This is a genomic window from Ruegeria sp. SCP11 (assembly GCF_040329455.1).
GTDB classification, from domain to species: domain Bacteria; phylum Pseudomonadota; class Alphaproteobacteria; order Rhodobacterales; family Rhodobacteraceae; genus Ruegeria; species Ruegeria atlantica_E.
In genome coordinates, this window is the sequence record NZ_JBDZYG010000011.1 from 1 (window position 1) to 12,791 (window position 12,791).

The window sequence follows — 12,791 nt, forward strand, 5'->3', positions numbered from 1 at the left end:
CTTGGCGATCGCTTCGTCATTGGTCAGGATCATGCCGCCGCGCGGGCCGCGCAGGGTCTTGTGGGTGGTGGTGGTCGCAACGTGGGCGTGCGGGAAGGGGCTGGGGTGCTCGCCTGCCGCAACCAGACCGGCGAAATGCGCCATGTCCACGTGCAGATAGGCGCCGACCATGTCCGCAATCTCACGCATGCGGGCGAAGTCGATCTGGCGCGGGATGGCCGAGCCGCCAGCGATGATCAGCTTGGGCTGGTGCTCTTTCGCCAGCGCCTCGACCTGATCATAGTCCAGCATGTTGTCTTCCTTGCGGACGCCATACTGCACCGCGTTGAACCACTTGCCTGACTGGTTCGGGCGCGCGCCGTGGGTCAGGTGACCGCCTGCATCCAGGCTCATGCCCAGAATGGTGTCACCGGGCTGGATCAGCGCCTGGAACACACCCTGGTTTGCCTGCGAACCCGAGTTGGGCTGGACGTTGGCGAACTCACAACCGAACAGCTGCTTGGCGCGGTCGATGGCCAGGTTCTCGGCGATGTCGACGAACGGGCAGCCGCCATAGTAGCGGCGACCGGGATAGCCCTCGGCGTATTTGTTGGTCATCACCGAGCCCTGCGCCTCCATCACGGCGGCAGAGACGATGTTCTCGGACGCGATCAATTCGATCTCGTCGCGCTGACGGCCCAGCTCGGACGTGATCGAGCCGAACAGCTCAGGATCACGATCGGCAAGGGACTGGGTGAAAAAACCGTCGGTACGGTACGGGGAATTCACGGGGCAAATCTCCTGTGTGGGCCGACGCAGCCAATCCGGCGGCGTCGGCGTTTATTTCATGGTATCCAGATGGCTTCAGATCACCCGGTCGCGCGGTTCGAGGCCTTGAAAAAAGTCGCTGAGGTTATCCAGAACGCGGAACCCCATCGCTTCGCGCGCCTCGCGCGTGGCGCTGCCCAGATGCGGCAGCATCACAAGGTTGTCGCACTGCAAAAGGTCCTGAGCGATGCACGGCTCACCATCAAACACATCCAGCGCGGCCCCTCCGATCATGTCGAAGGACAGGGACTGAATGAGAGCCCGTTCGTCGATGACCTCGCCGCGTGCCGTGTTGATCAGGAACGCGTCGGGTTTCATCAGGTCCAGCCTGCGTGCGTTGATCAGATGGCGGTTTGCGGCGCCGCCGGGGCAGTGCAGCGAGACGAAATCGCATTGCGGCAACAACTCATCAACCGTATCCACTTGCGTCGCGTTGCACTTGGCCAGCACATCTGGAGCAATCGGGCTGCGGTTATAGACGAGGATATCCATACCGAACCCGTGATGGGCGCGGCGGGCCATTTCCTGCCCGATGCGGCCATAGCCGATGATGCCTAGTGTTTTGCCGCTGACCTTGGTGCCAATCAGATGAGTAGGACGCCAACCGGTCCAATTGCCAGCGCGCAATTCGCGCTCACCTTCACCGGCACGACGGGCCACCATCAACAACAGAGTCATGGCGATATCGGCAGTGCATTCGGACAGCACATCGGGCGTGTTTGTCACGGTCATGCCCAGCCCGCGCGCCGAGGGCTCGCAGATATGGCTGTAGCCGACTCCATAGTTGGCGAGGATCTTTGTCTGCGCGCCGGGTACATCCATTGCTTCGGCGTTCAGTGTATCGGTGACGGTGGGCAGCACCGCGTCATAGGATTTTAGTGCTTGCCGGAATTCGGCCGGGGACATTGGCTTGTCCCCGGTATTCAATACGGCGTTATAGTTCTCGGCCAACTGCGCCTCGACGGCGGCGGGCCAACGACGGGTAACAAGGACCGAGGGTTTGACCATCACGCAGCCTCCATCACGCGGGCAATCGTTTCACCGATCACGGCAGGGTTTTCCGCCACGGTGACACCGGCAGCAGAGAGGATTTCGACCTTCTCGCTGGCACTTTCACCAAAGGCCGAAATAATTGCGCCAGCATGACCCATGGTACGACCTTTGGGTGCAGTCAGACCTGCGACATAGGCAACTACCGGCTTGGTGATGTGATCGCGGATGTATTCGGCGGCTTCGGCTTCCTGCGGGCCACCGATTTCACCGATCATGGCGATGATATGGGTGTCTTCGTCCTCTTCGAACCGCTGCAGGATGTCCTTGAAGGACGAACCGTTGATCGGGTCGCCGCCGATGCCGACGCTGGTCGATACACCGATTCCGCGTTCTTTCAGCTGTGCGGCGGCCTCATAGCCCAGCGTGCCCGAGCGACCGATGATGCCCACGTTACCCGGCAGATAGATATGCCCCGGCATGATCCCCAGCAGAGCTTTGCCGGGCGAGATTGTCCCCGCGCAGTTCGGCCCGGTCAGAACCATGCGTTTCTCTTTGGGGTATCGGTACATGTACCGTTTCACCCGGATCATATCCTGCGCCGGGATACCGTCGGTGATGCAAACGCAATAGCGGATACCGGCATCGGCGGCTTCCATGATCGAGTCAGCTGCGAAAGGCGGCGGCACGAACACGAGGCTGGCATCGGCGCCGGTTGCTTCGACGGCTTGCTTGACGGTGTCAAAGACCGGCACACCTTCGACGGTTTCTCCGCCCTTACCGGGCACGACACCGCCGACAACGTTGGTGCCGTAGTTCAGCATGTCCTTGGTATGGAACCGCGCCATACGGCCGGTTATGCCCTGAACGATGACACGCGAGTCACGATCGAGAAGAATGCTCATTACACAGCCCTCATCTTGGTGCCTTGAGTAAGGTCGTTTTTCCATGCGCCGACGGCGCGTTCTGCGGCTTCCATCAAAGTGGTTGCCCGGATGATTGGCAGGCCTGATTTCGCAAGGATTTTCTGACCTTCTTCGACATTTGTACCGGCCAGTCGCACGACCACCGGAATATCGAGGTCGAGCTCTTTCAGAGCCTGCACGACACCTTCGGCCACCCAGTCGCAGCGGTTGATACCTGCGAAGATGTTAACCAAGATCGCTTGCACGTTGTCATCCGAGAGAACCAGGCGGAATGCCTTGGCCACTCGCTCGGGCGATGCGCCACCGCCGATATCGAGGAAGTTGGCAGGCTCGCCCCCGGCCAGTTTGATCGTGTCCATCGTCGCCATGGCCAGACCAGCACCGTTGACGATGCAGCCGATGTTGCCGTCCAAACCGACATAAGACAGGCCTCGGTCCGCCGCGCGGCTTTCCCGCGGATCTTCCTGGCTTTTGTCTCGCAGTTCAGCGACCTGAGGGTGACGGAACAAAGCGTTGTCGTCAAAGCTCATCTTGGCGTCCAGCGCCAGAACGCGGTCATCCCCGGTGATGACCAGCGGATTGATCTCGACCATGGTGGCGTCCAGATCGCTGAAGGCGGCGTAGCAGCCCTGCAACGTGCGCACCATCTGCTGTACCAGCTTGGGCTCCAGACCAAGCTTGAACGCGATTTCGCGCGCCTGGAATTCCTGTAAGCCAACTGCAGGTTCAACGATCGACCGAACAATGCTGTCCGGGCGTTCAGCCGAAATATCCTCGATTTCCATCCCGCCTTCCGACGAGGCCACGATCATGACCCGCTGGCTGGAGCGGTCTAGTACGAAACCCAGGTAGATCTCGCGGTCAATTGGCACCGCGGATTCGACATAGACGCGGTAAATGCCTTTGCCTTCCGGACCGGTCTGATGCGTGACCAGCTTGCGTCCGAACAGGTCGTCGCAGGCTTCATAGATCTCATGCTCTGTGTTGCACAGCTTGACTCCTCCAGCCTTGCCGCGACCACCCGCGTGGACCTGCGCCTTGACGATCCACTTATCGCCACCCAACTCGCGCGCCCGATAGGCGGCCTGTTCCGGGCTGTAGGCCAACGCGCCCGAGGGCACGTCGACACCGAAATTCGAAAGAAGTTCTTTCGCTTGGTATTCATGGATATCCATCTGCATTCCTCCCGTTCATGCAGTGCAATTACGCAGCTATCGATGTGCCGTAGCGGCTTTCCAGCAAGGCCTCGATTGCATCCTGATCAACCTCGGCGCCCAACTCGCGCAGGGCCTCGGCAAACAGGCGCACGATCCGGCTGACAGCTTCCCGATTCAATTGGTTGAGAATTCCGATGCGGACCTGCACTGGCGCGCTAAGCGTCGGCCAAATGCCGAAACCCCGAGCGCGACAATTCTGTACCAGCTCCATCTCGCGTCCCGCCAGTTCCGGCGGCAGGTTGAGTACGACAAGGCTCGGCATGTCCGATGTTACTTCGCATCCCATCTCGATCACGGCGTCACGCAGGACCCTTTCGTGGGTCCGGTAGGACAGTGACCGCTTGGCCAAGCCTTCCTGCAGTGTCAGGCGCAGGGACTCATGGAAGGCCGCGACCGCATATCCCGAATGAGTGCGATGATAGGTACCTTTCTCTACGTCCTGCCCGTCAACGATGCCCCAGTGGCGGGCCTCGAAAATCGGGTTGTGGACGTAAGTATACGCGCCGATTGTCTTCAGGGTTTGGATATAGGCGTCCGTAAAGCTGACCGGTGCATAGGTCAGCGGCAAACAACACAGGCCCTTCTGCGGACAGGATGCCCAACCTGCGATACCCGGGAAGTCATCAATCGAGAAATCATCGACGCCCAGCGAGGAGACGGCATCAATCAGGCCCATCGCACCATGACGTTCGCACGCATCCGAGAAACCGCGCAGATCGTTGATCCGGCCCGAGCCGGTCTCCCAATGCGCCATGAAGGCCCATTTCGGCTGGTGCTCGGCCAGAGCGGCATCGACCAATTCACCCATCACCGGTCGGCCGTGCGCAACCTCGATCACGGTAACACTTGCAGCCTGAGGGTCGAGCGGGTTTGCGGCATGTTCTTCAGGCGTCGCGGCCTTGATCCGCAGGGTCAGCGCATCGATGCCTGAGAAGGTACCGTTAGTGAAGGCAACCACCTTGTCCCCGGGCATGACGGCCGAGAACATGGTGTCCAGCGCGCTCCAACCGGTACCGGCAACGGCGAAGGTATAGGCGTTTTCGGTGCCCCAGATCTTGCGCAGCATATGCTTGCACTCGATCATCCCACGCAGGACATCGCCCTGCATATGGTCCGCGACACCCGCATTGGCAAAAGCGTGCAGAACGCGGGCGTCGGTATTGCCCGGTCCCGGACCCGCAGCAAGGGTCTCGGGGATTTCGAGCGGTGGGAAAATCTGAAAGGTCATCGTTAGACATCCTCGGCGGTTGGGCGGGCACTGCGGCCTGGTGTGTTACGTTGCCGAATAGAAAACGCGGACTTGCCCAATCACGCAACGTAACTTACTACTGCTTTAGGATGGCTAAAAGGATGGGGAATTTCCCACCCATTTAGGTAAAAATACCAAAGTATACCGATTTCGCACCTACCCATTTAGGTGGTTTTTGATAAAAACAGGGTGAAACAGATGGCTGCTACCGCTAACGCTCCGATCGATGTCATGCTGGCGGACAGCAATCCTCTGGTCCTGTCCGCCATGTCAGAAATCTTTGAACGCGACTCGCGATTCTCACTGGTGGCGACTTCCGCCACGGCCGAAGGTTTTCTGGGAACTGTCATGCGAGTGCCCGTTCAGGTTGGCGTGGTGGACTGGAACCTTCCGGTTCTGGGGGCCGCGAAACTGATCGAAGTGTTGCGCGAACAGGCCAACGCCCCGAGGTTTGTCGTCTATGGGGAAACGACTGGTGAAATCCCGAGATTGGCGATGCAGGCCGGGGCCGCAGGATTTGCCGCCCGGTCCGGCGAGGTAGAGGGCCTGCTGGAAACCTGTGCCGACGTGGCGGCGGGAAAAATGGTGTTCCCGTTCATCGACGTCCGCAAAATGCAGCAGGACCCCATCCAAAGCCTGTCCCGGAAAGAACGCGCCATTCTCGAAGCACTGGCACAGGGCATGTCGAACCGGGACTTGTCGAAAGAACTGCAAATCTCGACCAACACGGTCAAGTTTCACCTGTCCAATATCTATGAGAAACTGGCGGTCAAAAACAGAGCGCAGGCTATTGCGTACTTTTATTCATCCCAGTTGAAGGGTGGGTAGGCGATGGATCGCCAGGGCCGACGGCCTCGTGATCCAGACTAGATAGGCTGCGGTAGCGTCGCAGACTTTTGGAATACCCATAACAGGATTAGACAGGACGCTTTTATTCTGCGATCCCAAAAAAACGGTAGCCGGAAGCTGTCGCGCCGGGGATCTGGCATTTCATATCATGTTGGCGACTTTGGTCCCATCCAATATCGCTGAAGCAGATCCAAAAGACTTGGAACCCCACATGTACCGAATGCGCTGTTTGATAAACCGGTGATCCAGTTCGATTATGTTGTTCGAATATTGGACCTGTTTTCTACAAGAACATTTCTTCGCCCGGGTAGCATGTAGGCTGGCCTATGTAGTGCAGCTTGCTGAAATCGCGCGCAGCCCAGTCCAAACCAACAAGGTTTATAGGTTTTCGACGAATTTGATTGAGTGCTCGGGCGGCATCCCAATCAGCGCCTTCAATGCCGGACACGCCAAAACCCAGTTTCACTAAAGCCCAAATGCTTGCACCCGCTACGATCAAGCAGGATTTACGCAGTAAACCCAAAAGACAAAACACGTATTCTCATTAATCTGAAACCAAAATTTGCGGCAGAACCCTTTTTTGACCCAATTGAGCAGATTATTGCAAAATACTATATTATCTAGTATTAATTCCTAAGTATCAGACTGCGCCAAGAGGCAAAAATGTTTCACCCGATCATCAATAACAATGAACTTCCCGCCGAGGGTCGCGAAATCCGTCCATTGGTAAACCCGGCACTTAATCAGCCATTTGATAGTTTTGTCTGCGCCAACATGGAAGATGCCGATAGCGCCGCCGAGACCGCCGATCGTGCGTTTGAAACTTGGTCGCAAGTACCTGCTAAAAAACGCGCTTTGGTTCTGGATAACATCGCCTCTCGAGTTAAAAGTGCGTCCGAGAAACTGGCTGCGCAGATCACAAAGGAACAGGGCAAACCGCTGGATGAAGCTCGGCTAGAAATGTCCGGCGTCGTTGGCATGTTCGAACATTTCGCCGAAATGGCGGATACTATGACTTTCTCTTACGAACGGCCAGGACAAGGCGCGCGCCGCACCATCGACATGGTTCCGGTCGGACCAGTAATCGTCATCACCACTTGGAACTTCCCGGTCGAGACTGCCGCGGTACATATTGCTCCGGCTCTGGCAGCGGGATGCACTGTGGTGGTTCTGGGCAACAATGATACGCCTTCGTCGGTTGCGATGCTGGTTGAGGTCATTAACGAATCCGATCTGCCCCCTGGCTCGGTCAATCTAGTCATGGGTTCGTCTTCCGAACTGTCAGCCCGTTTGATCAAACATCCCGCGATGCGTCACCTTTCTTATACTGGCTCGGTCAACGTGGGCCGAATTCTCGCATCACAATGCGGGGCTGAGATCATGCGATGTACACTGGAACTGGGCGGCAACGCCCCGGTGATCGTGTTGCCAGGCTCGGACGTGAAAGAGGTGGCTAACGCGCTGATTTCAAAGCGGTTCTGGAACGCCGGACAAGTCTGCACCGCGCCCAACCGAATATATGTGAACCGTGATCAGCATGACGCCTTTGCGGAGGCCGCTGGCGCGTATGCCCGCGAAATTGTTTTGGGGGATGGTGCGGTCAGAGGAACCACCATGGGTCCATTGGCCAATATGGAGCGGGTGCAATCGATGGACAAAATCGCCGCCGACGCTCTGGCCAAGGGTTCAACACCCATATTGAATGAGCCCGCTCCGCAAAAAACAGGTTTCTTTTCACCTCCCAGAGTGTTTGCAAACGTACCCGACGATGCGTTGGGTATGGACGAAGAGATTTTTGGTCCTATCGCCTGTATTGCTCCATATGACGATCTGGACGAAATCATCACCCGCTGCAATGATTGCGAGCTGGGTCTGTCTGCCTATGTGTACGGTCCCGATCAGGCCGAGGCAGAGGCCGTCGCAGCCCGTCTACAGGCTGGCAGCGTAGCCGTGAATCAATTGACCACCGCCTACATTGATGTCCCCTTCGGCGGCATAAAGGTCAGTGGTCTCGGCTGTGTCGGCGGTGAAGCCGCGGTTCAGGAATACTTGTTCCCTCGTCTTACGGCTTCAAAGCCTTAAACTTACCTCCCCAACTGGAGAGGGCGGCCATTGGCCGCCCCTTTTTCGCAGCAGTTTTGCTCAACGTTGCGAAGATTCCCAATTGGGGTCGGAAAAATAAGGCAGGTTCGACGGTGGCAGCGGGGCTTTGCCCAGGATCATATCCGACGCCTTCTCGCCAATCATCATCGTCGGGCAATTGAGATTGGCCGACGGAATTATGGGCATGATCGACGCATCTGCAACGCGCAGATTTCCGATGCCGTGAACACGGCATTCCGGATCGACAACCGCCAAACCATCCATCCCCATCTTACAGGTGCCAGAGGGATGATAGGAAGAATGGCAGTTTTCACGTAGCCACATTTCAACCTCGGCATCGCTTTGAACCGCAGGCCCGGGAAAAATCTCATCACCCGTGTAAGCCTCCAATGACGGCTGTTGGGTCAATTCCCGCGAGAGGCGTAGACCGGCGACTAGTTCTTCAACATCTTCGGGTCGCTCCAACATGTTGTAGCGAATACGCGGGGCAGCAAGCGGGTCGTTCGAGGCCAACCTGACGTAACCACGGCTTCGCGGACGCTGATTGGTGAACTGCAGTTGAAAGGCGTGTTCCTTGATGAAATCTGATGACCCTTCGGCCACTGCGATTTGGAATAGCGCAATCTGCATGTTGGGAAAGCGCACACCCGCCTTGGTGCGAATGAAGCAGACCGCATCAAAATGGTTGTTTGCCAACAACCCCTTGCGGCTGAGAGCCCAATCAACAACGCCTTTGGCCTGAGATAAAAGGTTTAGGTGTTTATAGAGCGTTACTGGCTGCGTGCATTTCACCTGCAACGAGGTTAGCGGGTGGTCCATCAGGTTCTCACCGACGCCAGGCAGGTCGTGGATAACTTCAATCCCATGTTCACGCAAATGAGCTGCCGGACCTATCCCGGAATGCATCAGGATCGTCGGGCTATTGAACGCGCCAGCGGACAACACCACTTCGCGCCGGACTTTGGCGGAAACCTCTCGTCCGGCCTGTACATAGCGTACGCCTTTGGCGGTCTTGTCTTCAATGATCAGATTGAGAACGGTGCAGTTGGTCTGAATATCCAAATTGCTCGGCGGATTGCGAAGATAGCATTGGGCGGTCGAGGACCTGCGCCCATCGGCTACGTTCTTGGGCAGATAGCCAAACCCGTCCTGTTGGCCGCCATTCACATCATCCGTTCGGCAATAGCCAGCCTCTTGCCCTGCCCTCAGAAAAGCTTGGGTCAAAGGGTTATCAGATCCCATGGTCGAAGCACGTATCCGCCCTTCGTGTCCCTGATACTCACTGTTACCGTCCACGCGAGTTTCAAGCCGTTTGAAATAGGGGAGAACCTCTGAATAGGACCAGCCATGTGCACCGCTTTCAGCCCAGCCTTCATAGTCCATGGGATGACCGCGCAGGTAAAGCTGGCCGTTTATCGAACTGGACCCGCCCAACACCTTGCCGCGTGGCTGAACCAAGACTCGGTTGTTCAGATAGGGTTCAGGTTCTGTTTCAAAGTTCCAGTTATATTTGGGCGCATTATAGGCGTAACGCATGGCCGCAGGTACATGGAACAGTAGGCTGGAATCCTTTGGCCCCGCTTCCAGCAACAGCACCTTGTTGCTGCTCTCTTCGGCCAATCTGGCCGCAATGATTGCTCCGGCACTGCCCGAGCCGATCACGACAAAATCATATTCTGTTTGCATTTTACTTCGTCAAAAGTTGCGCCTTGATCAACAGATCAAGCGGAGTTTGTGACGGACGAACCGTCATGGTTTCTTTCATCGGTCAGTTCGTTTGCGGCACGGTCGGTGGCCTGATCTATATGTCGGGTCATTTCGGCAACGGCTCCGTCAACATCGCCTCGCTTCGTCGCTTCGAAGATTCGGGCGTGTTCTTCATGCAGCTTGCCCAGCTGTTCCTCATGCGTGATCACCCGAAACTGGGTCAGTCTTGCAATGCCGTCGTACTGATCTGAAACAATATCCAACGATCGCTTCAGCCGCGAAGGCCCCAGCAACGCGAGGTGGAAGTTCTTGTTGAGTTCCACCATCTCCCAGGGATCCCGCGCCTTTAGAGTGCGTTTCAGAACTTTTTCACATTCACCCAGCGTTTTGGCTGTATGCCTTTGGACCGCATCGGCCAGAATGATGGGTTCTAACGCGCCTCGTATCTGGTTCATTTCAACCAGATCACGTACATCCAGCTTGGCGATGATCGGGCTGCGCCGGGGACGAAGCTCGACAAGATTTTCGGCGGCCAGCATCCGTACGGCTTCACGCAATGGAACGATAGAGATATCCATGTCTTTGGCCAAAGGCAGAATCTTGAGTTCCTCGCCGGGTTCACGTTCTCCGGCTATGATTTGGCGCTTTAGAATTTCATAAATCGCCTTTGGTCCGTCGCCGTAGTTGATAATGCTTTTCATGTTCGGGGCCACTCCATTCTGAAAATATATTATCCCGCTTCCAGAACTTTGGACAGGAACTGTTTCAAACGATCATTTTGCGGCTTCCCAAAAAGATCGTCCGGCTTTCCCTGTTCAACCATTTTTCCGCCGTCGAAGAAACAGACCCGATCCGAGACTTCACGCGCAAAGCCCATCTGATGCGTAACCAGCAACATCGTATAGTTGCCAGACCGCGCCAATTCCCGGATCACTTCCAGCACTTCGCCAACCATTTCCGGGTCCAGAGCTGAAGTCGGCTCGTCAAACAGAAGAATCTCGGGGTGCATTGCGAGCGTCCGGGCAATTGCGACCCGTTGCTGCTGACCACCGGACAACTGACTTGGATAATGGTTGGCCTTGTCGGCCAATCCAACCATTTCCAGAAGGCGCATGGATTCCTCTGTTGCCTCGGCCTTGGTTTTACCCTGCGTGTAGATCGGGCTTTCGTTACAGTTTTCCAGCGCGGTCATATGGGGGAACAGGTTGAAGTTCTGAAACACCATGCCGATCTTGGACCGGATGCGCCGGATATGCGCCTTGGACGCATCAACCAATTGGCCGTCCATGTTCATCTTGTTCAATGGCTCGCCATCCACGAACATGGTCCCACCCTGGATGGGCTCAAGTGTCATCAGAACGCGCAGCACGGTGGTCTTTCCGGAACCAGACGGACCGATGATCGAGACCACCTCGCCCTTGCCGACCGAGAAATCCAAGTCTTTCAGGACCTGCAGCGCCCCGTAAGCCTTTAGGACCTTGTCGAATTGTATCATGGGGTGGGTCAATGCAGGATGCTCCTCTTGACGTAGTTTTCGACGATGCGGATGCAGAAGGCAGCGATCAGGCTCATTACCAGGAAGAAGATCCCGGCAATGGTGATCGCCTCGGTGAACCGGTAATACTCTGCGCCGATCAGTTTTGAGACTTGCATGATCTCCGCCACGGCCACGAAAGACAGCAACGGCGTTTCCTTGAAAATCGCAACTAAATAGTTGCCCAGTGCCGGAACGATTGGCGGCAGTGATTGCGGAATGATCACATCGCGGAAAGTGCGATAGGTAGAGAGGTTTAATGCTATGCATGCCTCCCACTGGCCCTTCGGTACAGCCTGGAACCCTGCACGATAAACTTCCGCGCAAAGTGCGGAATTGTAGATTCCGATCGCAAGAATACCGGTTGTCAGCGGTGGCAGCGTAATTCCGATTTCGGGCAGCAGAAAGAACAGAAAGAAGATCTGCACCAGTAGTGGGGTGGCGCGAATAAATTCGATTACCTCTGTCGCCGGCCGACTGATCCAGGCCGAGCGGTTGGTTTTCAGAAGCATCAGGATAAGCCCGCCAACCAGAGCAAATGCAAAGCTTGCCACTGTGGCCCAGATCGTTACGCCTGCCGCCTGCCACATCTTGGGCAGAACCACGTCGAAGGTAAAATCCCATCTCCAGTCCATGGCCTAGATCCTCTTGCTCAGGTGGCGGGTGTAGTATTCTTCGAGAGCCTCGCCGCCAAACCGAACGAACTGCGCGAGAACGTAGTAAAGCAGCATGGTGATGAAGAAGATTTCCACCGTCCGGTAATGCAACTGGTTCTGCTGAACCGCAGCATAGGTGATGTCGACCAGAGTCACCGCCGAGACCAGTGCAGTGGCCTTGATCAATTCGATGGTCAGATTGCTCATACCCGGGATCATGATCGCGATGGCCTGCGGCAGCACGATCCGGGTCATGCGCTTGAACGGCGTCATATTCAACGCGATAGTCGCCTCTGTTTGTCCTTTCGGGACTGAAGCGATAGCGCCGCGCACGACCTCGGCCCCGTAGGCGCCAAAGTTCAGGCCGATGGCGGCCACTCCCGCCACCATTGGGGACAGCGTCACGCCAAATTCGGGCATCACGAAGAACATCCAGAAAAGGATGACCAGAAGCGACGTTCCCCGGAAAACTTCGATGTAGAATATCGAAATCCAGCGGAGTGGCGTTTTGGCGGACAACCGACCAATACCGGAGACGACCGACATGAACAAAAAAAGCGCAATCGACAGGATCGAGACTTGGGCAGTCACCACTGCGCCTTTCAGAATGGCGGGCAGGAACACCCGCATTTCTGAAAACGTGGCGAACGCTAAGCCAACCAGAAAAGCGATCAACGCGGATACGATAGCGATGCGATTCATACGCACTCCCCGCAAGTATTAATTTCCCGGCCCGCGTTCGGGCCGGGCTTG

Annotated in this window: 12 protein-coding genes and 1 pseudogene; 2 read left to right on the top strand and 11 right to left on the bottom strand. The window is 56.5% G+C overall.

Annotated elements, in window-relative coordinates; all coding sequences use genetic code 11:
- The 5 genes from glyA to ABLN94_RS16675 form a co-directional block, all read right to left on the bottom strand.
- Positions 1-768: serine hydroxymethyltransferase (gene glyA / locus ABLN94_RS16655; RefSeq protein ID WP_352994384.1), on the bottom strand; the 768-nt coding region annotated here is incomplete at its 3' end.
- A gap of 75 nt (positions 769-843) precedes the next feature.
- Entirely contained in the window at positions 844-1,815 is a 972-nt protein-coding gene (locus tag ABLN94_RS16660; protein ID WP_352994386.1) for a 2-hydroxyacid dehydrogenase, read from the bottom strand.
- The gene (sucD, locus tag ABLN94_RS16665; protein WP_352994388.1) at positions 1,815-2,702 is read right to left on the bottom strand and encodes a succinate--CoA ligase subunit alpha; all 888 of its coding nucleotides are present in this window, start codon (positions 2,700-2,702) and stop codon (positions 1,815-1,817) included. The genes ABLN94_RS16660 and sucD overlap by 1 nt, the downstream gene beginning before the upstream one ends.
- Complete coding sequence (locus ABLN94_RS16670; RefSeq protein WP_352994390.1) at positions 2,702-3,898, bottom strand: malate--CoA ligase subunit beta; 1,197 nt, start codon at positions 3,896-3,898, stop codon at positions 2,702-2,704. Before ABLN94_RS16670 ends, sucD begins: the two co-directional genes overlap by 1 nt.
- A gap of 28 nt (positions 3,899-3,926) precedes the next feature.
- Positions 3,927-5,168: an aminotransferase gene (locus tag ABLN94_RS16675; RefSeq protein WP_352994393.1), complete on the bottom strand. Its 1,242-nt coding sequence runs from the start codon at positions 5,166-5,168 to the stop codon at positions 3,927-3,929.
- A gap of 219 nt (positions 5,169-5,387) precedes the next feature.
- Here ABLN94_RS16675 and ABLN94_RS16680 point away from each other — a divergent pair, with 219 nt between their 5' ends.
- On the top strand, positions 5,388-6,017 hold the full coding sequence (locus tag ABLN94_RS16680) for a response regulator transcription factor (protein WP_352994396.1): 630 nt from the start codon (positions 5,388-5,390) through the stop codon (positions 6,015-6,017).
- 162 nt (positions 6,018-6,179) lie between these two features.
- Here the strand turns inward: ABLN94_RS16680 and ABLN94_RS16685 are convergent.
- A pseudogene (locus tag ABLN94_RS16685) lies at positions 6,180-6,326 on the bottom strand (DDE-type integrase/transposase/recombinase); the annotation flags it as partial.
- Between the two features lie 375 nt (positions 6,327-6,701).
- Between ABLN94_RS16685 and ABLN94_RS16690 the strand changes: the two are divergent.
- Positions 6,702-8,120, top strand: a complete 1,419-nt coding sequence (locus ABLN94_RS16690) for an aldehyde dehydrogenase family protein (RefSeq protein WP_352994399.1) — start codon at positions 6,702-6,704, stop codon at positions 8,118-8,120.
- A 60-nt stretch (positions 8,121-8,180) separates the two neighbouring features.
- Here the strand turns inward: ABLN94_RS16690 and ABLN94_RS16695 are convergent, their stop codons facing one another.
- Genes ABLN94_RS16695 through ehuC form a run of 5 tightly spaced genes read right to left on the bottom strand, consistent with a single transcriptional unit; the run spans position 8,181 to position 12,740 of the window.
- A complete protein-coding gene (locus ABLN94_RS16695; RefSeq protein ID WP_352994402.1) occupies positions 8,181-9,827 on the bottom strand; it encodes a choline dehydrogenase in 1,647 nt (548 codons plus the stop codon).
- A 35-nt stretch (positions 9,828-9,862) separates the two neighbouring features.
- Positions 9,863-10,549 carry a GntR family transcriptional regulator gene (locus ABLN94_RS16700; protein ID WP_170496168.1) on the bottom strand — a complete coding sequence of 229 codons (687 nt, stop codon included), beginning with the start codon at positions 10,547-10,549 and terminating at the stop codon, positions 9,863-9,865.
- Positions 10,550-10,578: 29 nt separating this feature from the next.
- A complete protein-coding gene (ehuA, locus tag ABLN94_RS16705; RefSeq protein ID WP_425328921.1) occupies positions 10,579-11,355 on the bottom strand; it encodes an ectoine/hydroxyectoine ABC transporter ATP-binding protein EhuA in 777 nt (258 codons plus the stop codon).
- A complete protein-coding gene (gene ehuD / locus ABLN94_RS16710; RefSeq protein ID WP_170496171.1) occupies positions 11,352-12,017 on the bottom strand; it encodes an ectoine/hydroxyectoine ABC transporter permease subunit EhuD in 666 nt (221 codons plus the stop codon). The genes ehuA and ehuD overlap by 4 nt, the downstream gene beginning before the upstream one ends.
- A 3-nt stretch (positions 12,018-12,020) precedes the next feature.
- The gene (ehuC, locus tag ABLN94_RS16715) at positions 12,021-12,740 is read right to left on the bottom strand and encodes an ectoine/hydroxyectoine ABC transporter permease subunit EhuC (protein WP_352994406.1); all 720 of its coding nucleotides are present in this window, start codon (positions 12,738-12,740) and stop codon (positions 12,021-12,023) included.
- Positions 12,741-12,791 lie beyond the last annotated feature (51 nt).

Coding starts and splice junctions, on each gene's coding strand:
- ABLN94_RS16660 (WP_352994386.1), bottom strand. CDS start 1,815: ATGGTCAAACCCTCGGTCCTTGTTACCCGTCGTTGGCCCGCCGCCGTC.
- sucD (WP_352994388.1), bottom strand. CDS start 2,702: ATGAGCATTCTTCTCGATCGTGACTCGCGTGTCATCGTTCAGGGCATA.
- ABLN94_RS16670 (WP_352994390.1), bottom strand. CDS start 3,898: ATGGATATCCATGAATACCAAGCGAAAGAACTTCTTTCGAATTTCGGT.
- ABLN94_RS16675 (WP_352994393.1), bottom strand. CDS start 5,168: ATGACCTTTCAGATTTTCCCACCGCTCGAAATCCCCGAGACCCTTGCT.
- ABLN94_RS16680 (WP_352994396.1), top strand. CDS start 5,388: ATGGCTGCTACCGCTAACGCTCCGATCGATGTCATGCTGGCGGACAGC.
- ABLN94_RS16690 (WP_352994399.1), top strand. CDS start 6,702: ATGTTTCACCCGATCATCAATAACAATGAACTTCCCGCCGAGGGTCGC.
- ABLN94_RS16695 (WP_352994402.1), bottom strand. CDS start 9,827: ATGCAAACAGAATATGATTTTGTCGTGATCGGCTCGGGCAGTGCCGGA.
- ABLN94_RS16700 (WP_170496168.1), bottom strand. CDS start 10,549: ATGAAAAGCATTATCAACTACGGCGACGGACCAAAGGCGATTTATGAA.
- ehuD (WP_170496171.1), bottom strand. CDS start 12,017: ATGGACTGGAGATGGGATTTTACCTTCGACGTGGTTCTGCCCAAGATG.
- ehuC (WP_352994406.1), bottom strand. CDS start 12,740: ATGAATCGCATCGCTATCGTATCCGCGTTGATCGCTTTTCTGGTTGGC.